This is a genomic window from Tumidithrix elongata BACA0141 (genome assembly GCF_036349135.1).
GTDB classification, from domain to species: domain Bacteria; phylum Cyanobacteriota; class Cyanobacteriia; order Pseudanabaenales; family Pseudanabaenaceae; genus Tumidithrix; species Tumidithrix elongata.
The window spans coordinates 1-21,559 of the sequence record NZ_JAZBJZ010000093.1; the positions used below are offsets into that span (position 1 = coordinate 1).

Below are 21,559 nucleotides of genomic sequence, written 5' to 3' on the forward strand. Positions count from 1 at the left end.
TCTTCTCTCTTTTTATTTTCGTTTTTCGTCTCTGACTGATTTTTAGAGGTGCCCTGGAGTAAATATTTTTGGAGATCGATTTAAAGAACGCACTATAGCTTCACGGTTCATAGAACTGTTAATACCATCCTTTTGAATCAGTCCTAAAATGTCATCTTCATTTTCCCCAAATGCAAAATTATTGATGAATAAAAAAAAGTCACGACCTAACTCATAGAATCCAAAGCGAGATTCAAACGATATCAGATATATATCGCAACTCATATCTGCTAAACTGTAGGAGTGGAGATCGAAGTAAAAGTGAAATTGATATCCAATGACTTCACCAAAGTAAAAGCCAGTATTGACGACATTTTCAACGATCCCGAAAACCTCCACATCTAAATCTAAAAACTCGATAACTTCTTTGTGTTCTTTTATAATTTCTTTATTCCAATCAGTGAATGATAAATATTCACAATCGAGCCGTCTGATACAACAATCTCCTATTTGCCCCCCGCCAAAAACCTTACTAAAAGCTTTATAGTCACTGGGTAGAGTAATATTGAGACCAGTTTCAACCTCTAAAATTTCTGCTTCGCTACAAGGTGCAATTTTGTGCCCTTCAGCAACTTCAGTTCGCTCCAATAAATTTTGCCATTTAGATGTCATTAAATTTATCCTCTCTGGAGTGATTTTCGATCTACTGACCCTACTTGTTACTTACCACAAAGCAGGTATGTTGTGATATATGGTTACGAACTCAACATTATTAGTTTCTCCTCCAACATCACCATCACATGTGATTCCAATACATAGTTCTGGACAAAACTGACCCACATCTATAGTGCTTGGATAATACAAATTGTACCCTTTCAATTGGAAAGACTTCGTTAAATCAGAAATATTTGTGTTGCATAGTTCTATATCTTCAAAACGAAGACTTCCATCAAAAAATTCAATGCTATCAAGTTTGTAATTATCCTCGTATTCATAATGGTTCCTTAGGCTGCAACCAGTTTCCCCGATGTTATCAGTGAGGTAGAAACAATTATTGCCAATAATCGCTTCTACTTCTTCTATCGCCATTCCTATTCTTAACAGACCTAGATGACACTCAATTCCTATAAATGGAATAAGTTGCCAACTTTGCATAAAAACTCCTTATAAGAATAGACTAGGACTTCTTGTTTGTAACTACTGAGTGTAATTTAGCATTTGCATAATACCGTAATCATATTTGAATCCAAATTTTCCCCTTACATCTACAATATCTCGATTTTGCGCCCAATTATAGCCCTCTATCCACCCTTCGCGATCCGCTGATTGTAGACATCGTAGGTATATTGAGTAGTTCTAATAATTGCTCCCAGCGAATTCTTTACAACAATACCAGTCATTCTATCGCGAATATCCCGACCATAATCTGTCTCCTCACCCGTCAACTTATCAGTCCGCTTCGTTCTATTGCCAACAAGGTCATACTCATAGCGATACTTGTTATCTTCCAATAGGCGATTGTTTACACCCGTGACATAACCCGCATTGGTTCTGTTGCCATTGTCATCATAGGTATAACTCTCATCCGTCTGGAAACTATAATCGGCTCCCGTAAGTTGATCCGTATTGTCATAGGTGAAATTAGAACTACCATCACCACTGGTGACACCCGTAATGCGGCTCTTGGCATCATAGGCTTGCGTGTAAGACGAAATCACATTCGCACTTTTTTATGCACAATATCCGTCGGACGATCTAAATTATCGTAGTAGCATGTCTAGGCTAAAATTGTGGATAAATCCTCCTAGGCTCCCTTTATGAGTAATCCCAACATTAAAAACAAAGTCTGTTTGAGTGAAGAACAACGTCAACGTCTGAAGGATATTAGTCGGAATGGGACTGCTCCCGTCAAAAAGGTTTTGCACGCTCGCGTACTGTTGATGGCAGACCAAGAGCATCCCGAAGGACGATGGACTGATGCTCAAATTAGCGAAGCGTTGGGACTCCATGTCAATACAATTGCCAACATCCGCAAGCGGTTTGTCTGTGCAGGAGAAGTTCCAGCACTAGAAAGGTGTCCACGTCTGACACCCCCCACTCCGCCTAAATTAGACGGGGAAAAACATGCTCATTTGGTGGCGATTTGCTGCTCAGAAGCACCGACAGGTCGAGTTCGCTGGACGCTGAGTTTATTAGTCAATGAATTAAAGCAGCGTGGCATTGTGACAGAGATTAGTCGAGAAACCGTGCGACAGAGTCTAAAAAAAATGAATTAAGACCCTGGAAGAAACAACGCTACTGTATTGCTGAAAAAGATACAGCTCGATTCATTGCACAGATGGAAGAGGTGCTTGACGTTTACACCACTCCCTACAACCCAGAGGAACCTTTAATTTGTATGGATGAAGCTGTGGTTGAACTACAAGCCGATGTGGTGCCGTCGCTGGCGCTCGAACCGGGACAAGATGCCAAAGAAGACTATCACTACGATCGCAGAGGCACTCGCCCGGTGTTTTTGTTCATTGACCCCTTTCGAGGTTGGCGGCGGGTTAAAAGTTATGAGCATCGTACCCGCATTGAGTGGGCACACGAAATCCGACATGTCCTCGATGTGGAATACCCCAATGTCCGTAAGGTGAAGTTGGTTTGTGACAACCTCAATACCCATCATATTGGCTCGTTGTATGAGACCTTTCCAGCCGAAGAAGCTCATCGACTAGCGCGGCGACTGGAAATTCACTATACGCCCCGCAATGGTAGTTGGCTGAACATTGCTGAAATCGAATTGAGTGTACTTCATCAACAATGTTTAGATCGTCGCATCCCTGATGAGGTCACACTAGAAAAAGAACTACAAGCTTGGCAACAGGAGCGCAATCAGTCTCATGCGCAAGTCAAGTGGCAATTTTCAACTGAAGATGCACGTATAAAACTGCATCATCTTTACCCACAATTTTAGCCTAGACATGCTAGTAGGTGTGATTTGTCTCGGCAACCAGATTTGTACCCATACTGTCAGCATAACGCTTCTTATTCGTGACTTGGCTCAGGGCATTGTAGGCATAATCTACCCGCTTATTCCCCTGCGTGTTTTGGGTCATGCGATTTAAGGCATCAATATAGCTATAACTCGTGCGTTGTCACAGTAGGGCAGCGCTGCTACGACATTTCCATTTGCCTCGTACTCAGCATGAAATATGCTAAATTATAGACAACTCTGACCTGACTTGGAGTACCGCTATGACAATTTCGGGTAATCGCAAGCTAACTTCAAAAATAGAACTCCCTGATGAGGACTTTGAGCCGATGCCCGAAGGTGATAAACAGCGGCGAAATTTAAGCTATACAACCGAGGCATTAAGGCTGTGGTTTGAGAAACAACAGAATATCTACGTTTCTGGAAATCTATTTATCCGTTATGAAGAAGATCTGGCGGAAAAAAGAGTCTCACCAGATCTTTTTGTGGTCTTTGGCATGAGCAACGAAGATAGAGTTAGTTATACAATTGGGAAAGATGGCGGAAAAGCACCTGATTTTGTTTTGGAAGTTACTTCTAAGGGAACGGTAACGAAAGACCGTAAGGAAAATCCATTAATTTATCGAGATTTAGGCGTAAAGGAATATTTTCAGTACGATCCTTCGGGCGAATATTTAAAGCCTACTTCTTTACAAGGAGTGCGTTTGGAGAATGCGAAGTATGTTCCGATCGCTGCTTTAACTTTGCCTGATGGTACTTTGTCGCTTCATAGTGAAGTGTTGGGTTTAGATTTGCATTTGTATCCAGATAAGAAATTTCGTTTCTTTGACCCGATCTCTAATCAGATTTTAAGGTCTTATGCTGAGGCGGAACAAGCTAGATATCAGGCTGAATTGGAGCGATCGTTTGAGCAACAAGCTAGGCGTGAAGCGGAAGCGATCGCTGCTCAAGAACGGAATGAAAAGGAGAGGCTTGCAGCATATCTCATATCGCTTGGAGTTAATCTCGATGAAATTCCATAAGCGATCGCTTCCATATTCCTAACCGATCGCTTTTGTATAGGACACTTTTACTAACTGCCAAACACCCTTACACCGTGATGGGCATATATGCAGAAACCGTCTGCAAATTCAAGAGCAGATTCGCCATCAGCAGGGCTGACTCTAAAACAAATTCAAAGACTACAAAGAGTGGCGGTACGCATCCCCAAGGGAATCGGCAGTAAAGCAGTAAAAAAGTAGATGTGTAGTCTAACCACTGTAATCGTTTAAGATTTCGTTAAAACTTGCAATCTCGGTTATTAACAGTGCCATCGCTCATGGTGGTATTGCATAGATTCACACCATTGAGGTTAGCGTTGTCTAGGTTGGCATTGTCCAGATTGGCATCGCGCAGGTTAACGCCATTCAAATTGGCGCTACTCAGATTGGCAAAACTAAAGTTGGCGTTGCTGAGGTTGGCTCCTGTTAAATTTGCCGCTTCCAGATCGGCAATACGGTGAGCAGAGGTAAATGTATCTACGCCCCCGTACAAATAGGCATTGCTAAAGTTGACTCGCGAGAGATCGGCATTCTTAAATAGGGCATTGGCTAAGTGGGTATTGCTGAGGTTGGCATCTTTGAGATCGGTACGTCTAAAGTCAGCCGCCCGCAAATCGGCGTAGCTAAAATCAGCCGTTGCTGCCGTTGCACCCCGCAGATCGGCTCCTCGCAAATCGGTACTGCGTAGGTTTGTGCCTCTGAGATCGGCATTTCGTAAGTTTGCCCCCACCAGTTTCAGTCCGCTGAGATCGGTATTCCGCAGATCGCAGCCATGACAGCGATTGGTCTCGATCAAGAGCTGTCGGTTATCTGCCTGAAGGCGATCGCTGAGCGGATCGGCGGCAACTGAGAAACATAGGGACAAATAGGCGATCGCAGGAATTCCAGCACAAATGAAGGGACGCATCATAGGATTTGTGAGGTGTTAGGGTTTGGGGTTTGAATTCTGGTCTGAATTCTGATCTGTTTTTTGCTCTGGTTTCTTTTCTGGGAGACAGTCCTTATTCTCAATCGTGCCGTCAGGCATCGTGGTGTTGCATAGCTTGGCCCCATTCAACGTCTTTTCGTCCAGCAAGGCATCTTTGAGCGTGGCATTGGTCAAGTTAGCTCCTGTCATCGCCGTATCGATCAAAATGGTCTTACTCAAATTCGCTCGCCATAGGCTAGCCCCACTCAAATCTGCACTCGTCAGATCGGAACCACTGAGGTTAGAATTCACAAGGTTAGTAAGCGTTAAATTTGTGCCTTTTAAATTGGCATTGAGCAGATTTACCCTCCCCAAGTTTGCTTTTCTGAGATTCGCCCCACTGAGATTCGATCGCCGCAAGTTGGCATTGACCAGTGCCGAGTTTATAAGATTGGCGTTGGAAAGGTCGGTATTTTTGAGATTTGCCTCCGTTAGGTCAGCGTTATACAGATCGGCTCCGCTAAATTTGCTATCGCTCAAGTTAGCTTTACCAAGCTGACACTCGACACAGGCATTGGTTTCCTGTAGGACTTCGATATTGTCGATCAAGTTAGCGATCGCAGGCTGAATGCCGAAAGTATCGATCTCAGCCAAGAGGCTCAGTGCCAAGGTCAGTAGCAGTGAAGTTCGAGGGATGGGACGTTGCATAGGCATATACAATGATAAATTTAAGTATAAACGATTAAGATTCAGAGCCAAGGAGCTAGAAGATTTTGTACGCTTTTTTACATTCTCTCAAGCTAAAAAACAGGCAGAATATAGTTCTTTTTATGTTCTCGCTTTTGATTCTTAACCTTGCCTGCCCCTATGTAGCAAGGGCGCAGGATAAATTGCAGGACTTTGATTATTGGGCGGCTTTATGCAGTTCTTTAGGGAAGTCGAAAAAGTTTAAAGAAGCGGTTGTCGCTTGCGATCAAGCCATCACGATCAATCCCAACGAGCCGATCGCTTGGGCAGAACGCGGACATTCTCTGGTGGCTCTGGCAATGTATACAGAAGCGGTGGTTTCCTACGATCGCTTTCTGCGCCTCGACCCGATTAACTCTGAGATTTTAACCAAACGCTGCGGTGCGCTCAACGAAATCGAACGCTACGACGATGCCCTCACCTCTTGCGAGACGGCTTTGCGGCTGGACAAAAACTGGGGTGAGACCTCACCTGCCGAAGCTTGGTACAACCAAGCCGTCACCCTCAAGCGATCGGGCAAGCCTGCCGAATCTTTAGAATCTCTGGGCTGGGCAATTCAGACCAAACCCAATTACTCGATCGCTCTAGCCGATCGGTGCGAACTTCTATCCAGTCTCGATCGCGATCCCGAAGCTCTTAAAGACTGCGAAAAAGCGATCAAGGTCAACGCGAACTGGGGCAATGGCTCACCTGCGAGCGCTTGGGCCAATCGCGGTAGAATTCAACGCAAACTAGAACATTTTGACGAGGCTCTATTTGCCTACGATAAAGCCTTGGCGATCAAACCTTTAGATCCTGTGGCTTGGACAGAGCAGGGTATGGTTCTATGGAAGTTGGGAAGGTATGGAGAAGCACTAGCTTCTCAAGAATGGGCATTAAAAGCGAATGCCAAATATTCCCTCGCCCTAGCCAACAAATGTGCCGCACTCAACCAACTGGGACAATATAAAGAAGCTCTAGCAGCTTGCGAAGCCGCGATTCAAGAAGGCGATCAGCAATGGAATGAGTTAGGCGCGGGCTTAGCTTGGGATCAGCGAGGGAGTGCGCTGAGTGGATTGGGACGCTATGAAGAGGCTCTTGCCTCGGCAAATCGGGCGATCGCGCTGAAACCCAACTATTCTGAATTTTGGAGCAATCGCGGTGGAACCCTGTGGTACTTAGGCAGATTCTCAGAGGCTCTATCTTCGACCAATCAAGCGATCGCGCTCAATCAAAACTCCTCTAGTGCTTGGTTTAATCATGGGCGCATTCTTGCCTCTCAAGGACAATCGAATGAAGCGCTGATGGCATACGATAAGGCGATCGCGGGCGATGCCAATATCGGTAACAAGCTCACCTTGGCAGATATTTGGGTGAATAAAAGTGCCCTATTGTGGCGACTGAGACGCTATCAAGAATCTCTCACTGCCAGCAACCAAGCGATCGCGATCAATCCTAAATCTGGAGCGGCTTGGTTTAATCGAGGTTTAGCGCTGATGTCTTTAGATCGCTTCCAAGAAGCGGTGTCAGCCTATAACTATGCCCTAAATTACGATGTCAAAAATGCGGACTACTGGACGGGCAGAGGGCTAGCCCTGATGGCGATCGGCAGTAATCCTGAAGCTCTGGCATCTTTTGAGCAAGCGCTCAAACTCAACCCAACCCAATCTCAAGCCTTGGTGAATAAAGAAATTGTGGCACAACGACTCAAGCCTGCACCTCCGCCCACTCCCCCTAAAAACTAGTTTCTATTCAGGTAACCGATTGGGATTGATGCCTTGCGATCGCAATAGTGCTTCCAACCATTCAGCCCTTTGCAGCGCTTGCTCTTTTGCTAGGCGCTCATGTTCTGTCCGTTGTCGTTCGCATTCTTCTGCACTTAAATAGCGATCACCCCGTTCGTCAAACCAGCTCAAAACTTCTCGTTTTAAGCGATCGTTTGGCAATACACAGCGTCCGATCCCTAAGCCAATTTCTGGCATAAAGAAAGGTTCGCCCAACTGCAACTGATAAACCCCTTCCACCAATTTATAGACTTCTAAGGGTAAATGTCCATCTCTACGCCAAAATTTAGGATTGTAGATCGCGTAATACTTCACGCCTAACTTGGTGTAAATTGACAACTTCTCATCATATTCGCCCCCAGGTGTTTGGGATACGACTTCCAATACAAACATGGGAACGATATCTTGCTCTTCCCAAACCACATAGCTCTTGCGCGATCCGCCACCTTTACGTCGCTCCACTCCCAAACTCAAAAAGCCATCTGGCACGATAGGAACTTTCGGATTTAAGCCTGTTGTGTGGTAAATACCCATATCCACGCCGAAATACCAGTCATCTCGACTCTCCCAGATATATTCCAGCAAAAATAGCAGAACGTTTGGGATAAAATTCTGGTCTTCGTTATCCACAGGTGTATCGTCGGAACTGATTAATTCGTCACTAGTGGGTAGGTGGCTGCGATCTATTTGAAGCATGAGCTAACCTCAAAAGCATCCTAGGTATCTTACTTGCATTATAGGCGATCGCATCGTCAACAGATTTGGCGCAAAGATCGCCACTTTATTTATCGACTATACAAACGGGTCACTTCTAGCAGGCGATCGCTAAGCTGATCTGAAAGTAATTCTAGATCGTTAAACCGCCAATCCCAGTTCCCAGAAGATGTTCCGGGGATATTCATGCGAGCGCTATTGTCTAAGCCCAAAATATCTTGCAAAGGAATAATCGCCTGATTGGAAACTGATGCCATGGCGAGGCGAATCAGCACCCAATTGATTTCTTCTCCCGCTGCATAGCCAACGATGTATTTGTGGAATAGTTCTCGCTCGTATTTACTAGCGCGTCGCCACCAACCTACTGCCGTATCGTTATCGTGCGTACCTGTATACACCACACTATTTTTAGGATAGTGGTGCGGTAAATGGAAGTTGTCGGGACCGCCACCAAAGGAGAAAAGCAGAACGCGCATTCCAGGGAATTCAAATCTATCCCTTAGTTCCTCCACTTCTGGGGTCATGATACCTAGATCCTCCGCCATAATCGGCAGGCTTCCCAGTACTTCTTTCAGCTTCTCAAATAGCTCTGTGCCAGGAGCCTTTTGCCATTCGCCATGAATAGCGGTTATCTCCCCTGCGGGAACTTGCCAAAAGGCTTCAAACCCTCGAAAGTGATCGATGCGAATCAGGTCTACATAGCGATGCAAAAACTTAAATCGTTCGATCCACCAAGCAAATTCAGTTTCTTGTAGGTATTCCCAGTTATAGACAGGATTTCCCCATAGTTGTCCCGTCTCGCTAAAGTAGTCTGGTGGCACGCCAGCCATCATGTCTACCTCAAAGGTGTCTGGATCCAAGGCGAAGTTGGCGGGATTAGCCCAGACATCCGCACTATGGTGAGAAACATAGATGGGAATATCGCCAATAATTTGAATATTCTGATCGTTGGCATATTTTTTGAGTGTCAGCCATTGCTGAAAGAACTGGAACTGCAAAAACTTATGGAACCCTATGCGATCGCCTAAAGCTTCAGTCTTGGCAGCGATCGCTTCTGGTTGACGATGGGCGATCGCTTTATCCCAGTTATTCCAAGTTACCGATGGATTCTGCTCCACCAATGCCATAAATAGCGCATAATCATCTAGCCACTTTGCTTCTTCTGCGCAAAATTGGTCATATTCATTGCTGCCTCGATCCTTAAACCGTTCTTGGAAGCGATCGTAGGCGATTTGCAGTAATTGCATTTTGTAGAGAATTGCGCGATCGAAATCAACGAGATCCGCCGCAAACTCTGGCACATCCTCAAAATCTGCCTCGGTGAGTAGGTTTTGTTCTACGAGGAGTTCGGGACTAATCAGGAGGTGATTGCCTGCGATCGCGCTGTAGCTCATGTAGGGAGAATTGCCATACCCTGTAGGGCCTAGTGGAAGCACTTGCCACAGTTTTTGTCCGCTTTTGGCAAGAAAGTCAATGAACTGATAGGCTGACTGTCCCAAATCGCCAATGCCAAACTGACTTGGTAAGGAAGTAGGATGCAGCAAAACTCCACTAGCACGCTGAAATGGCATATAGGCAACCGTTAAAATTTGAAGTGAACTGAAAAAATTTAAAATCCAGTTCTACTCTACATTAGAGATCTGCCTAATGGTCAATTTAATTCGTTAAAGTTGCTGTAGAACCCATTGCCGAAACTCTCGTCTAACGGCACTCATGGGCATATTCATACTATTTTCTAAAAACAGCGAAATACCTTCAACTGCGGGTATGGATGGAAAGCTAAGACTTGTTGAAGCGCTAACGTATTTCCCCTGATTCAACAGATTAATTTCTAACTTACCCTCCTTCAATCGCCAGATCTCAGGAACACCTAAAGTTTCATAGGCACTCACTTGCGTATTGGAAGTTAAATCCACTTCGATCGCTAAATCGGGAACAGGATCGATCTAGCGATCGAGTCGTTTTTTGCCAATCATTGCTTTATAGTTCTGGATATAGAAGCAATCATCGGGTTCGATTCCAGCCTTCATATTCTGGTTCTTAAAGGTAGAAGAGCCTAAAGATTCCCACTCTAAACCCAGTTCATCCAATAAAACTACTAAGTAAATGCGAGATCAAAACCTTAGCGCGTTCGTGTTCGGACAACGGCATCCGAATTTCTAACACTCCTTTGTAATAGGCAATGTGTGAATGGCGATGTTCGCCTAAATCCTCTAAAATTGTCTCAAATTCTTGCCAGCTAATACGATCGAGCGTAACTCGCTGCCCTTGCTCTAGCTAAATTTGAGCGATTCCTACGGATGCGTTTCCCGCCGCAATTTTTACAGGCACAAAAGAAACCTCCAAATCCTTGACTGCTTCTGCCAGATATTATGAATTATGACAGATCAGGCGATCAGAGGTTTAAATCCATGCTTGATTGAAACCCGACCGATCTTTTCCATATTCTCAACGGTGATTTGATTGCGTCCCCAAGAGAAATTGGTATGCCAACCCTCAAACTCTAAGAGCATAGATTCAGCAAAGCAGGCAAACAACTGGCGCGCGGGGGTGCTCATATTCACAATTTTCATAATCTTCCAGTCAATATCGAGACTATGCTCGACAATGCCGCCATTAATCACATAGACTTCTGGCTGCTGAATCTGGGTTGACATATTTTTGGGATAGCCCCCATCAATCAAAATACAAGGACGTTTCAAGGTGGAGGGATCGATTTCCATCCCTTTGGGCATACTTGCAACCCAAACGACAATATCGGCAAGGGGTAATGCTTGCTCGATGCCCATGATTTTGCCGCGACCTAGTTGCGCTTGCAATTCCACCAAGCGATCTTGATTTCTCGCCACTAAAATCAAATCTTTAATCTCTGTGCGGGTATCTAGCCAGCGGCAGACGGCGCTACCAATGTCTCCTGTAGCACCACAAACAGCGATCGTCGCTTTTGATAAGTCAATGCCATATTTGCGACTGGCTTCTTCGACTTGACGGCAAATAATGTAGGCAGTGTGGGTGTTTCCAGTGGTAAAGCGTTCGATTTCCAGTTGAATGTTACGAACCTGACGCATTTGGCTGAGATTGAAGGTCTCAAAAATAATCGATGAGAAGCCGCCCAATGCTGTGATGTCAATGCCATATTTCTGGGCGTGTGCCATGGCGTTTAGAATTTTGCGCACTGCAGTTTTACCGCGATTCCCCGCAAGCATTTCTGGCAAAAAGCAAGACTCGACATATCGCCCCTCAATTTGCTGACCAGTAATGCTAGTAACTTTGATGTTATCGACAATCTGAGGCGGTGCACTGCACCAAAACTCTAAATCTTGCTCAGCGTATTCTTCAAAACCTAAGTCCTTTGCCACAGCTTGAGCGTGAGCCAGACTTGTAAGATGCCCTATCAAACCAAACATTTGTCAAAAATTAAAGCAACAGCTAAAAAGAAATTATGCAGGAATCAAACCCATTGCGGACATTTTCATGATTTCACGGGTATTAAAACCAATATTACCGAGACTCTCCCCATACTGGATCATGAAGTCTTCTACCAAGGCTTCTTTCTCCATGCCCAAAACCTTAGCATCTTTAGCAACTTGGTTGAGCATCTTCCACACCAAGGGTAGATTTTGGCGATTGGCTACTTCTAGCTCTGCTTTTGAGGTCGCAAAATTTGCTTTTAGCCATTCTTCACCAAAGTTAAGGTGCAGATATTCATCTTTGATCACGCCTTCGGTAATTTTGCGCGCAAAGGGGTCTGCGACAGGGATATAGATGTTGTAGGCAGCGATCGCAAAGCACTCAATAATCAAAGATTGAATTAGCAGGCAGGTCACCAAGCCGCCTTCTTGAATTGCTTTCTGAAAATTACCATGGAGAGAGGAAAAAAACAGTTTGGCAAACTCCATGTCAGGAACTACATTCAGATTCTTACCGCAGGCAATAAATCCTTTTTTGTGGCGATCTTCCATTTTTGCCAACTTTGCCAAATTTTCCTTTTGCTCGGGCAAAAATTCGCCCAGTTGCATGTAATTGTTATAGGCTTCTTGCTCTCCTTCAATCACGATCGCGTTGATCCGACTGTAGGCATCTCGATAGGTTTCAGTTTGAAAATCAATTGTTGCGGTCATTTCCATCTGCTGACCCATCATAGATTGCCCCATAGTTTTTTAAAAATTCAACAAAAGTTAACTTAAGTTATTTTATGCCATACCTGCTTGCATCAAGATAGTATTTTCTGTACGGGCTGCTAGCCCAATTTCAAAGACTTTAAGTATGGCTTCTGCAACTTAGATTATTGCCTAAAAAAGAAAAATTATGCAGATATAGGCATTCTTACAGGACAATCTCTACCAAACGATTGAGACAATCCCATTTCTGAGGGGGATTAAGAAAACGGATCGCGAATTTAATTTATCGTAATTGCTCAACTTAGTAAAATCAACAAAAAATGACTGTCAAAAAGTCGATTTTACCTCTATTTTATCTATATATCAGCAAATTATCGTTTGACAAATGAGAATGGTGTCATTTAGCTAGTTTTTGAGACAATTTATAGGCTGAAACCCTGATTCCTTCTAGGTTGAGCAATTACAATTTATCTTGCCATCGGGCATTGTTGCACCGCGTAATTCTGCCCCAACTAGGTTCGCACTGCTTAATTCAGCACGATTGAGCAAGGCATTGGTTAGATTGGCATAACTTAGGTTAGTTCTAGCTAAATAAGCTTCGATTAAATTGGCACCGATCAAAATAGCACCACTCAAATCGGCACGGCTCAGATCGGCACGAGTCAGCTTCACATCCGTGAGGTCTGCCCCCTTGAGCTTGATGCGACTAGCTTTAACATCGGGCATTACCGAAGAATTTAAACTTACCCCTGTAAGGTCGGCACCAACTAAAATCGCGCGTTCTAACTTTGCATTTGTCATGATGGCTCCGGTCAAGGAGGCATAACTTAGGTTTGCTTCAGACAAAAACGCACCTTTAAGATTTGCCCCATTTAGTTTTGCTTCAGTTAAATTTGTGCCGCTCAAGGTTGCCTCTTGTAAATTTGCGCCGCTTAAGTCAGATTTATTGAGATCGGCTCCTGTAAGATTTGCCCCCCTCAGATCGGCTTTGCGTAAATCTGAATTACTGAGGTCGCTGATATTCCGTTTCTTTTTCAGTTCCATGCCTTGTTGCTCCCCCATACTCCTTTCTTGGCGCAGATTTGCCCCACGTAAGCATGCACCTGCAAGATTTGCGCCCCTAAGATTGGCTGCTCGCAGGTCAGCATCAATTAAATTGGCATCCATTAGGTTGGCTAGGGTCAAGTTGGCTCCATATAGGTTGGCACTCTGTAGCATTGCTCCATGCAAATCAGCATTGCTCATATTCGCAGTACTTAACGTTGCCAAATTTAAGTTGGCACCGCCAAGTTTTGCGTTGATCAACACAGCTCCACGGAGGTTGGCACGGGTTAGACAGGAAAAAATAAAGGTTGCACTATGTAAGTAGGCTTTGGCGAAATTTACATCCAATAAATCTGCTCGACTGAGATTGGCTCCACCAAGACGTACCCCACTGAGCTCGGCACCACTAAAGTCCGTTTCTCCTGTGGCATATCGACTTAACAATTCATTGGCATCCATGGCTAAATTTTAGGTGTGATCGGCTGTGACTTGATGAAGGCAATACTACAATGAGTGTACAGGAGGAACCTTTCTATAAGAACACAAGTCCAATTGATTTAAAGTTGCTAAAAGAGATTCTGCGATCTAGTCAAAGCAAGACGCTTTCTTTAACAACTCAATAACCTATTTTTTAAACAATATTAGCTAAAGCGTTGAGGTGGCTGTGGTAGTTAACTGGTTTACATCTCTAATCAAGTTTGTACAGCAATTCGTTGCGGTTGGGCTGCGCCGTTATCAGAGATTTGCGATCGCTTTTTTATTGACAACTCTGTTAGCGATCAATTTAAGCCCAAGTTCGGCGATCGCGCTAGATTTTGGTGACTTATTTCGGATTTTGCCCTCGGCAATCCAAGTGATTCAGCTTTCCAATGTCTCTGATAATGATGAAGTAAATCTGGGTCGCCAGATCAATGCTCAAATCTCGCAACAGGTTCGTATTAGCCGCGATCGCAATGCGATTCGATTGGTCAGGAGGCTGGGTGAAATGCTCGTGCCCAATAGCGATCGCCCCAACATTCCCTATACCTTTCAAGTGGTAGAGGATAACAGCATTAATGCTTTCGCTACGATGGGGGGCTTTGTCTATATCAACACGGGTACGATCGCATCAGCCGACAACGCTGCCCAACTCGCCAGTGTGATTGCCCATGAAATGGGACATATTGGTGGTCGGCACGCTTTGGAACAAATGAAGCAAGCTGCGATCACCCAAGGGATTGCCACAGCAATCGGTGTGGAGAACGATCAGTTAGTTGGTCTAGGAGCACAACTGGCTCTGCAATTACCCCTGAGTCGCGAAGATGAGTTTGATGCCGATCGCCGTGGCTTATTAACGATATCCCGCTCGGGATTTGCCCCTCAAGCCATGCCTGCTTTTATGCAGAAGTTAGTAAACTCTGGGGGTGGCACACCTGCCTTTTTAAATTCTCACCCTGCAACACCCGATCGCATTAATGCCCTGAACGAACTAATTCGTCAAAATAATTTGGCAAGTGCGGGTGGTGGCTTAAACGACCGAGAATATCAGAGTATCTGGAGATCGCGCTATCGTTAATAATTGAATATTCACCAATATTTCAAGTAGTAACAGATTTTCACCATGGCGCAGGTACAGCTAGAGAAAATTGCAAAGCGATGGGCAGGCTCTGATGGCATCGAAGACATCAACCTCGATATTCCCGATGGTGAATTTTGGGTGTTTGTGGGCCCTTCGGGTTGTGGCAAGTCTACGATTTTACGCATGATCGCGGGTTTAGAGACACCTACGGCTGGCAATATTACCATCGGCGATCGCTTAGTCAATCAAATTCCTGCCCGTCAAAGAGATGTGGCAATGGTGTTTCAGAACTATGCCCTCTACCCGCATATGACCGTGGCAGAGAACTTGGCTTTTGGGCTAAAGATGCGCAAGGCTGACCCGAATACAATCAGCGATCGGGTGCAGGTCGTGGCAAAGTCTCTCAGTATCGATCATCTGTTAAACCGCAAACCGACCCAACTATCGGGGGGGCAACAACAACGGGTAGCTTTAGGACGGGCGATCGCAAGGGAACCGCAGGTATTCTTGTTAGACGAACCCCTATCGAATCTCGATGCCCAGTTGCGAGATGACACCCGTGCCGAGCTGAAACTGTTGCATCAAAAATTGGGGATTACGATGATTTATGTCACCCACGATCAGACAGAAGCGATGACGCTCGCCGATCGCATCGTCGTACTCAATCGTGGCAGAATTCAGCAAATTGGCACGCCAGCAGAAATCTACTATCAGCCCCAAAATCTCATGGTTGCGACATTTCTAGGCAGCCCACCCATGAATGCGATCTCAGCTATCTATCAAGACGAACTGCTTACAATCGGCGAACAAAACTTCACCTGTCCCGAACCATGGCGATCGCTGCTACAATCGGCGCAAGATCAAAAGGTTCTGATTGGAATTCGTCCTGAGAACCTAAATCTAGTTCCCTTGGAAAGCGATTCTTTGCAGGGTGAATCCCACCGCAATGGCAGTAGTTCTATATTACTAACTTTACGTGTTGTAATTGTGGAACCATTGGGCAGTGAAACACTAATTCGGGCTTGTCTGCCCGACGATCCTGCACAAGTCATACAAATCAAAATCCATTCTATTTCTTCTCGGATTCTTGCATCGATTCCTGCGCCGAATGACCTGATTGATGTCTCTTTCAGTTCTGACGATTTATTCCTATTTGCTCCCGAAACAGGAATCAGATTGGCATGATTTCTCCCGTACAATACAAAACCTATCTAAAAATCAAAAATAATTATGAATCGCCGTAAAGTTCTTTCTTGGTTTGGACTTGGATGGTTATTTAGTGGGGTTCCTACCCTATTAACCGCTTGCTCAAACGATCAAGCAACTACTCCGTCCCCATCGACGACGGCTACAACCACCTCTGCACCTAAAAGTAGCTTCCGTGCTGTGGGAAGCGTGGCACAACTAGAGAAAGATGGGCAACTTAAAGCAGACGGTGTTTTAGTCATTCGCGATCGCAACAATCCTACTACGCCCTTGGCGTTCAATTCTACCTGTACCCATAAGGGCTGCACGGTAGATTGGAAAGATGGCGAGTTTGTCTGTCCCTGCCATGGTGCTGTATTTGCGCCCGATGGTAGCGTTCGTAAAAAGCCTGCAAAGGAACCACTGGCGACCTATGCTGTGAAAGTAGAAAATGGTCAAGTTTTGATTGCTTCTAAATAGCTAAAACCCCAATAGAACTTAAATTCTAAGGCTATTTTTTATGATTGCCCTTAGACTTTGCAAAGTTTTATTGGAGCGACTTCCAATTTCTGGACGAGTCAAAATTCCTTGAGAAGGGCTAAACATGAGGGCAAGGATGAATAATGAAAAACTCACCAGTACGATCGCTGGTCCAGAGGGGGTATTTGAGTAGTAGCTGATATATAGCCCGACGATGCTGGAAATAGCGCCAATTCCAGCTCCCAAAAGCATCATATGGTGTAGCTGTTTGACCAAAAGATAAGCCGTAATCCCTGGGCCAATCAGCATTGCCACCACCAAAACCACACCGACTGTTTGCATGCTGGCAATAATGGTCAGGGTGATCGCTGACATTAATCCTAAATAAATGAAACCTGTGGGCAACCCGATCGCTTGTGCCCCCAAGGGATCGAAGGTGTAATACAAGAGCACCCGATAAAACAGTTTGATCAATGCCAGCACGATCGCTGTAATGATTGCAGTTCGCCAGACATCTTCAACTGTGGCGCCGAGAATATCGCCAAACAAAAAGCTATCTAGATCTAACTTGTTGCGTAAAAGGGTAATCAGCATGACACCCAGTGCAAAAAAGCTAGAAAAGATTAATGCCATTGCCGCATCTACCTTGACACGGGTTTGGGTACGAATCCAAGCAATTAGAAAGGCACTAATAATGCCTGAGACAAATGCCCCAATCAAAATATTTACACGCAGGTAAAATGCGATCGCCAGTCCGGGCAATACCGAATGTGCCATGACATCGCCCAGCAGGGACATACGTTGCACGATTAGATATGTACCAACAATGGGGCAAAGAATGCCGATTAAAATGCCAATTACTAGAGCATTTTGCATAAATCCATAGCTCAATGGCTCAAGCAATTTTTCCCACATAAAACCCACCTGCGATCGCAATGCAAGCAATGATAATCATTCTCAGATTACTATATTGGGTGATGCATGATTTTATAGAGCCAGAAATTAAAGACTGCGGCAACCTCAATGTCAGGAAACCTATAAGGAATCTTTCCAGCAGTCTTAAGGCTTGACCAATGACTTTTCAAGTACCAACGGATGTGATAATCTGAGCCCCAGTGTTGAGTCAGCGTGGAAATATCGCATCGTTTGAGAGCTGATTGATTGAATTACGAAAAAACTTCAGCGCATACTGAAATGTATGTCTGAGGTGGGGGTATTCTAAGCTGCATCCGTTAAAGATTTCATAATTATTGGGCTAGTTAATTTCTCATTTACGCGCCAGATCGTGTCAGTCTGGTCGTCTTTGACATCCTAATGTTTAGGGAGTGTTCTGACTTGAAGCCGAGCATCAGTATCATTACGCAGTTTTACCCACCAGATTATGCGGCGACAGGGCAATTTGTGCATGACTTAGCATGTGCTTTGGTTAAGGAAGGATACAGTATCAATGTGTTTACAGGAATGCCTAGCTATGCCTTTAAACAAAGGGATGTAGACCGACAAGAATATCGCAATGGAGTATTGGTCAATCGAACAGGCTCAACCGAAGTCATGCCCAGACGCATTCGAGGTAAGCTGATTAGCAGTCTGTTGTTCTGGGTTCGCTGTGCAATTAAATTTAGAACCAAAGTCGCAAGAGGTTCGCATTTAATTATTACAACTGCCCCACCGTTTTTAGGATTGATTGGCTGGTTTTACAATAAGCTATGCGGTCACACCTATACCTGCTTGATCTACGACATCTATCCCGAAGTTGCCGTGCGATTAAATGTGGTTAGGCGCGATGAATGGATTGTCAAGATTTGGGAAGCCATTAACCTAAGAGTATGGCGACGAGCCAACTCGCTAGTCGTATTAAGCGAACCCATGAAACAGCTATTGATTCAGCGTCATAGAGAACTTGCTGACAAAATCCATGTGATTCATAGTTGGGCTGACAATGAATTTATTAAGCCCCTTGCCAAAGAACGAAATTGGTTTATTCAAGAACATGGTTTAACTAATGCATTTATCGTGCTGTATTCAGGCAATTTGGGACGCTGCCATGATGAAATCACCCTTATGCAAGCCGCTCGTCTATTATGCGATCGCCCCCAGATTAAGTTCGTTTTCATCGGGGGTGGGGTGGGCAGTCACCGCATCCAAGCCGCGATCGACGCAGGAGAATTGCCAAATACGATCAAACTTCCCTATCAAGATCACGAAGTTCTGCCTTATTCTCTAACTGCCTGCGATTTATCTTTGGTAAGTTTAAAGGCGAATGTAGAGGGAGTTGTAGCTCCATCGAAGTTGTATGGCACACTCGCAACTGGCAGACCTGTGGCTGCGATCTGTCCGCCAGATTCCTATATTCGACAAATTATCGAGCAAGGAAATTGCGGTCAATGTTTTAGTAATGGTGACGCTCAAGGATTAGCTGACTATATTTGGATGCTTTCACAAAATCACTCATTGCAAGATTATCTTGGCAAAAATGCCCGTAGCTATTTTGAGCAAAACTTCACGCTTGAGCACGCCATCCCTCTATATTTAAAAGCGATCGGATTACCACAAGCTAGACCAGCTAATAAGTCTAGGCTAAAAAGGGGGGGCGTTGATGAAATGCCAACGCAGCCCACGTTAATTGATTAGGAAATGCTTGTCAGCAGTCAGTTGTTGGTTTGGAGAACATAAAATAAAAATAATTGATATTATTGCCCGATAGCCAATAACCGATAACCAAAAACTAACTAAATATGACAGATAAAATCTACCTTAAAGGTGTGCGCGCTTACGGTTATGTGGGCTTGTTACCTGAAGAAAATGTTTTAGGACAATGGTTTGAAGTTGATGCCACGATGTGGGTAGATTTTGAAGCCGCTTCACTCAACGATCGCCTCGAAGATACCCTTGATTATCGTGCGAGCATTCGCAAAATTGAGCACCTGATTCAAACCTCTAAGTTTAAGCTAATCGAACGACTAGCAGGTGCGATCGCAGAGAGCCTTTTAGAAGACCCAAAAATTGAACAAGTGCAATTGCGCGTGATCAAACATCCACCGATTCCTAATTTTCAAGGTTCAGTCGCGGTCGAGGTCGTGCGCTGCCAAAAAAAAGATAGCGAAAAGAATGAGCAGAAAGAGAGAGAACTAGTTGTAGTCAGGAAGGAAATTCCAGAGGTGAAACCTGCGATTGCATCTAGTTCCACTCCTAATTCTTCCACTCAAATTACAAGTATTCATACTGATGGCGCTTGCTCTAAAAATCCGGGTCCAGGGGGATGGGGAGTGGTTGTCCATTTTGGGGATGGCTCTGTTAAAGAACTGGGCGGAGGTACAAAAGATACGACCAATAACCAAATGGAAATGCAAGCAGCGATCGCTGCTTTAGAGTTTTATGCAAAGCAGGGACAAACTCAGCCAATTACGCTCTACACCGATAGTAAATATGTAATCGATGGCATCACCAAGTGGATTAAGGGCTGGAAGAAAAATGGCTGGCAGACCAAAGACAATAAACCAGTCAAAAATCAAGAACTCTGGCAAATCTTAGATCGCTTAAATTCAAGCAAAATTCAATGGGAATGGGTACAGGGTCACTCAGGCGATCCCGATAACGAACGTTGCGATGAGATCGCACGGAGTTATTCAACTAGCTATAGTGGATAGAAATAATCGGTGAGATAAATTCGCTCTTCGGCTCTAACTCTTCTATTCTTCCAATCGCAAAATATCCTCAAACAGAAATTTCCTCCAATGGCTCCGCTAGTTGACTACTCAGTTTGAACCATTGGAACTCACTAAATGCATATCTGTAGTACCCTCAATCAAATTGGTATAATCTTTGCCAACATGAGAGAATCTCTTTATTTGCGATCGCTCCAATAAACTTGTTTGGTGTGCTTCATTTCATGAACGTACCCTACGTTGCTGACTTGCAGGTGCATGAATTATTATTAAAAATAGGCGATCGCTACTTAATAAGGCTATTTTTCCTTAAGCTGCGATCGCTTTCAGGATGCGTCCCGGCGCTTGGGCTTTGATGACTTAGTTGGCTTGGTCTGTTTTGCCGAAAGCTTTTGTAGTTTTTGGACTTGTTTAAGGGTTAGTCCTGTCAATTGGGCAACTACATCTAGGGCAATGTTGGAACGCAGCATATTTAAAGCGATTTGGTTAGACGCTTTAGCCTCGCCCTCGGCTATACCTTCAGCTTTGCCTTTAGCTAGACCTCTAGCCTCACCCTCAGCTAGCCCCTCATGCAAAATTTCCTGATAAATTACTGATTCCTTCATAATTTCGCTCCTTAGTAGTCTTTGGATGATTTCCTTGTCTAAGGCTATACCTGATATTATAGCGGTCGATGCAGCTACGTTACTTTGTACCTGCTTATCTTGGATATTTTCAATTTGCCTTGCAACTTGTTTTAATATCTCTTCAGGATTTTGGGTTTGAGATAATGTGGCAAAGGGGAAGAGTCCTTGGTATCGCTGAAATATTTCTGTGGGCTGCTCCCATAGTCTGATCGCGTTAAATTGATGGTTTAGCGTGCCAATGTTAAATGTGGTTTCATAGACTAGGGGGGATTGGCTGGGGGTAAGGTAGATGACGACTTGATGGATTTGTTTATCGGGAAATTTACGATACAGCCGCAGTCGATAATCTGCCATGCGGAAGGGGATATTTTGATTTGGTTCGGTCTGGAACTCGATATGCAGGATGATTTCTGTTGATTCGAGAAATATCACGGTATCGGCACGAATTGGCTCGACTGAGAGTTCAGAGGGTTCGAGTTTGGTTAGAAGGATCGCTTTGCCGAGTAGCCAATTGGCGAAGTCGGTGGGGAAGGTCTCTGCGAGGAATTTACAGATGTTGTCGATCATCGTAGAATTTTATCATCTCAAGGGTGTTTGAGAAGGAGTCAATCCATAGCTCAAATGATCGCTCACAAGTTTGAGAAAATTGCTTGCCCATTTGGATGGAGATTTCTGGAACGATAGGTTATACCATTTTCAAAAAGCGCCAATTCAAGGATGAAATGCAACGCCTAGAGATCTTTGCGTAAAGGG

21 protein-coding genes and 1 pseudogene are annotated in these 21,559 nt (G+C 44.5%); 8 read left to right on the forward strand and 14 right to left on the reverse strand.

Annotated features, from left to right (window positions below):
* Positions 1–42: 42 nt before the first annotated feature.
* The 3 genes from V2H45_RS18760 to V2H45_RS18770 form a co-directional block, all read right to left on the reverse strand.
* Positions 43–651, reverse strand: a complete 609-nt coding sequence (locus V2H45_RS18760; protein ID WP_330485203.1) for an SMI1/KNR4 family protein — start codon at positions 649–651, stop codon at positions 43–45.
* Positions 652–702: 51 nt separating this feature from the next.
* Entirely contained in the window at positions 703–1,134 is a 432-nt protein-coding gene (locus V2H45_RS18765; RefSeq protein WP_330485204.1) for a hypothetical protein, read from the reverse strand.
* Between the two features lie 146 nt (positions 1,135–1,280).
* Positions 1,281–1,697: a hypothetical protein gene (locus V2H45_RS18770; RefSeq protein WP_330485205.1), complete on the reverse strand. Its 417-nt coding sequence runs from the start codon at positions 1,695–1,697 to the stop codon at positions 1,281–1,283.
* A 99-nt stretch (positions 1,698–1,796) separates the two neighbouring features.
* Here V2H45_RS18770 and V2H45_RS18775 point away from each other — a divergent pair.
* Positions 1,797–2,938 (forward strand): IS630 family transposase gene (locus V2H45_RS18775; protein WP_330485206.1). Its coding sequence is split into 2 segments (ribosomal slippage): positions 1,797–2,238 and positions 2,238–2,938, totalling 1,143 coding nucleotides; the frame shifts between segments, so codons are not numbered across the junction.
* A gap of 10 nt (positions 2,939–2,948) precedes the next feature.
* Here the strand turns inward: V2H45_RS18775 and V2H45_RS18780 are convergent.
* Positions 2,949–3,080: a hypothetical protein gene (locus tag V2H45_RS18780; RefSeq protein ID WP_330485207.1), complete on the reverse strand. Its 132-nt coding sequence runs from the start codon at positions 3,078–3,080 to the stop codon at positions 2,949–2,951.
* Between the two features lie 139 nt (positions 3,081–3,219).
* On the opposite strand from V2H45_RS18780, the gene V2H45_RS18785 reads away from it, so the two are divergent.
* Positions 3,220–3,978: a Uma2 family endonuclease gene (locus tag V2H45_RS18785; protein ID WP_330485208.1), complete on the forward strand. Its 759-nt coding sequence runs from the start codon at positions 3,220–3,222 to the stop codon at positions 3,976–3,978.
* A 256-nt stretch (positions 3,979–4,234) separates the two neighbouring features.
* Here the strand turns inward: V2H45_RS18785 and V2H45_RS18790 are convergent, their stop codons facing one another.
* Both V2H45_RS18790 and V2H45_RS18795 read right to left on the reverse strand, forming a co-directional pair.
* Positions 4,235–4,906, reverse strand: a complete 672-nt coding sequence (locus V2H45_RS18790) for a pentapeptide repeat-containing protein (RefSeq protein ID WP_330485209.1) — start codon at positions 4,904–4,906, stop codon at positions 4,235–4,237.
* A gap of 15 nt (positions 4,907–4,921) precedes the next feature.
* The gene (locus V2H45_RS18795) at positions 4,922–5,611 is read right to left on the reverse strand and encodes a pentapeptide repeat-containing protein (protein ID WP_330485210.1); all 690 of its coding nucleotides are present in this window, start codon (positions 5,609–5,611) and stop codon (positions 4,922–4,924) included.
* A gap of 122 nt (positions 5,612–5,733) precedes the next feature.
* On the opposite strand from V2H45_RS18795, the gene V2H45_RS18800 reads away from it, so the two are divergent.
* Positions 5,734–7,374, forward strand: a complete 1,641-nt coding sequence (locus V2H45_RS18800; RefSeq protein WP_330485211.1) for a tetratricopeptide repeat protein — start codon at positions 5,734–5,736, stop codon at positions 7,372–7,374.
* A gap of 3 nt (positions 7,375–7,377) precedes the next feature.
* Here the strand turns inward: V2H45_RS18800 and V2H45_RS18805 are convergent, their stop codons facing one another.
* The 6 genes and pseudogenes from V2H45_RS18805 to V2H45_RS18830 all read right to left on the reverse strand — a co-directional run bounded on the left by V2H45_RS18805 (position 7,378) and on the right by V2H45_RS18830 (position 13,751).
* Positions 7,378–8,109: a Uma2 family endonuclease gene (locus tag V2H45_RS18805; protein WP_330485212.1), complete on the reverse strand. Its 732-nt coding sequence runs from the start codon at positions 8,107–8,109 to the stop codon at positions 7,378–7,380.
* Between the two features lie 89 nt (positions 8,110–8,198).
* On the reverse strand, positions 8,199–9,698 hold the full coding sequence (malQ, locus tag V2H45_RS18810) for a 4-alpha-glucanotransferase (protein WP_330485213.1): 1,500 nt from the start codon (positions 9,696–9,698) through the stop codon (positions 8,199–8,201).
* Positions 9,699–9,791: 93 nt separating this feature from the next.
* Positions 9,792–10,371, reverse strand: a pseudogene (locus V2H45_RS25680) (Uma2 family endonuclease).
* A 143-nt stretch (positions 10,372–10,514) separates the two neighbouring features.
* Positions 10,515–11,534 carry a long-chain acyl-[acyl-carrier-protein] reductase gene (locus V2H45_RS18820; protein WP_330485215.1) on the reverse strand — a complete coding sequence of 340 codons (1,020 nt, stop codon included), beginning with the start codon at positions 11,532–11,534 and terminating at the stop codon, positions 10,515–10,517.
* A 33-nt stretch (positions 11,535–11,567) separates the two neighbouring features.
* The gene (locus tag V2H45_RS18825) at positions 11,568–12,281 is read right to left on the reverse strand and encodes an aldehyde oxygenase (deformylating) (RefSeq protein ID WP_330485216.1); all 714 of its coding nucleotides are present in this window, start codon (positions 12,279–12,281) and stop codon (positions 11,568–11,570) included.
* Between the two features lie 414 nt (positions 12,282–12,695).
* Positions 12,696–13,751, reverse strand: a complete 1,056-nt coding sequence (locus V2H45_RS18830) for a pentapeptide repeat-containing protein (protein WP_330485217.1) — start codon at positions 13,749–13,751, stop codon at positions 12,696–12,698.
* A gap of 205 nt (positions 13,752–13,956) precedes the next feature.
* Here V2H45_RS18830 and V2H45_RS18835 point away from each other — a divergent pair, with 205 nt between their 5' ends.
* Genes V2H45_RS18835 through V2H45_RS18845 form a run of 3 tightly spaced genes read left to right on the forward strand, consistent with a single transcriptional unit; the run spans position 13,957 to position 16,515 of the window.
* Positions 13,957–14,847 (forward strand): M48 family metallopeptidase, encoded by an 891-nt coding sequence (locus V2H45_RS18835; protein ID WP_330485218.1) that lies wholly within the window; start codon positions 13,957–13,959, stop codon positions 14,845–14,847.
* 45 nt (positions 14,848–14,892) lie between these two features.
* Positions 14,893–16,035 (forward strand): ABC transporter ATP-binding protein, encoded by a 1,143-nt coding sequence (locus V2H45_RS18840; protein ID WP_330485219.1) that lies wholly within the window; start codon positions 14,893–14,895, stop codon positions 16,033–16,035.
* 45 nt (positions 16,036–16,080) lie between these two features.
* Positions 16,081–16,515: a QcrA and Rieske domain-containing protein gene (locus V2H45_RS18845; protein WP_330485220.1), complete on the forward strand. Its 435-nt coding sequence runs from the start codon at positions 16,081–16,083 to the stop codon at positions 16,513–16,515.
* An 18-nt stretch (positions 16,516–16,533) separates the two neighbouring features.
* Here the strand turns inward: V2H45_RS18845 and V2H45_RS18850 are convergent, their stop codons facing one another.
* Entirely contained in the window at positions 16,534–17,430 is an 897-nt protein-coding gene (locus tag V2H45_RS18850) for a metal ABC transporter permease (protein WP_330485221.1), read from the reverse strand.
* A gap of 420 nt (positions 17,431–17,850) precedes the next feature.
* Between V2H45_RS18850 and V2H45_RS18855 the strand changes: the two genes are divergently transcribed.
* Together V2H45_RS18855 and rnhA are read left to right on the forward strand one after the other, a co-directional pair.
* Complete coding sequence (locus V2H45_RS18855; RefSeq protein WP_330485222.1) at positions 17,851–19,146, forward strand: glycosyltransferase family 4 protein; 1,296 nt, start codon at positions 17,851–17,853, stop codon at positions 19,144–19,146.
* 104 nt (positions 19,147–19,250) lie between these two features.
* Positions 19,251–20,162 carry a ribonuclease HI gene (gene rnhA / locus V2H45_RS18860; protein WP_330485223.1) on the forward strand — a complete coding sequence of 304 codons (912 nt, stop codon included), beginning with the start codon at positions 19,251–19,253 and terminating at the stop codon, positions 20,160–20,162.
* 344 nt (positions 20,163–20,506) lie between these two features.
* On the opposite strand, the gene V2H45_RS18865 is transcribed toward rnhA, so the two are convergent.
* Positions 20,507–21,373, reverse strand: a complete 867-nt coding sequence (locus tag V2H45_RS18865) for an Rpn family recombination-promoting nuclease/putative transposase (protein ID WP_330485224.1) — start codon at positions 21,371–21,373, stop codon at positions 20,507–20,509.
* Positions 21,374–21,559 lie beyond the last annotated feature (186 nt).

Bases quoted from the DNA above. Each gene is read 5' to 3' on its own strand.
- V2H45_RS18800 (WP_330485211.1), top strand. From the start codon at position 5,734: ATGTTCTCGCTTTTGATTCTTAACCTTGCCTGCCCCTATGTAGCAAGG.
- V2H45_RS18830 (WP_330485217.1), bottom strand. From the start codon at position 13,751: ATGGATGCCAATGAATTGTTAAGTCGATATGCCACAGGAGAAACGGAC.
- V2H45_RS18780 (WP_330485207.1), bottom strand. From the start codon at position 3,080: ATGACCCAAAACACGCAGGGGAATAAGCGGGTAGATTATGCCTACAAT.
- V2H45_RS18760 (WP_330485203.1), bottom strand. From the start codon at position 651: ATGACATCTAAATGGCAAAATTTATTGGAGCGAACTGAAGTTGCTGAA.
- rnhA (WP_330485223.1), top strand. From the start codon at position 19,251: ATGACAGATAAAATCTACCTTAAAGGTGTGCGCGCTTACGGTTATGTG.
- V2H45_RS18790 (WP_330485209.1), bottom strand. From the start codon at position 4,906: ATGATGCGTCCCTTCATTTGTGCTGGAATTCCTGCGATCGCCTATTTG.
- V2H45_RS18845 (WP_330485220.1), top strand. From the start codon at position 16,081: ATGAATCGCCGTAAAGTTCTTTCTTGGTTTGGACTTGGATGGTTATTT.
- V2H45_RS18785 (WP_330485208.1), top strand. From the start codon at position 3,220: ATGACAATTTCGGGTAATCGCAAGCTAACTTCAAAAATAGAACTCCCT.
- malQ (WP_330485213.1), bottom strand. From the start codon at position 9,698: ATGCCATTTCAGCGTGCTAGTGGAGTTTTGCTGCATCCTACTTCCTTA.
- V2H45_RS18795 (WP_330485210.1), bottom strand. From the start codon at position 5,611: ATGCAACGTCCCATCCCTCGAACTTCACTGCTACTGACCTTGGCACTG.
- V2H45_RS18820 (WP_330485215.1), bottom strand. From the start codon at position 11,534: ATGTTTGGTTTGATAGGGCATCTTACAAGTCTGGCTCACGCTCAAGCT.
- V2H45_RS18805 (WP_330485212.1), bottom strand. From the start codon at position 8,109: ATGCTTCAAATAGATCGCAGCCACCTACCCACTAGTGACGAATTAATC.
- V2H45_RS18850 (WP_330485221.1), bottom strand. From the start codon at position 17,430: ATGTGGGAAAAATTGCTTGAGCCATTGAGCTATGGATTTATGCAAAAT.
- V2H45_RS18765 (WP_330485204.1), bottom strand. From the start codon at position 1,134: ATGCAAAGTTGGCAACTTATTCCATTTATAGGAATTGAGTGTCATCTA.
- V2H45_RS18825 (WP_330485216.1), bottom strand. From the start codon at position 12,281: ATGGGGCAATCTATGATGGGTCAGCAGATGGAAATGACCGCAACAATT.
- V2H45_RS18865 (WP_330485224.1), bottom strand. From the start codon at position 21,373: ATGATCGACAACATCTGTAAATTCCTCGCAGAGACCTTCCCCACCGAC.
- V2H45_RS18840 (WP_330485219.1), top strand. From the start codon at position 14,893: ATGGCGCAGGTACAGCTAGAGAAAATTGCAAAGCGATGGGCAGGCTCT.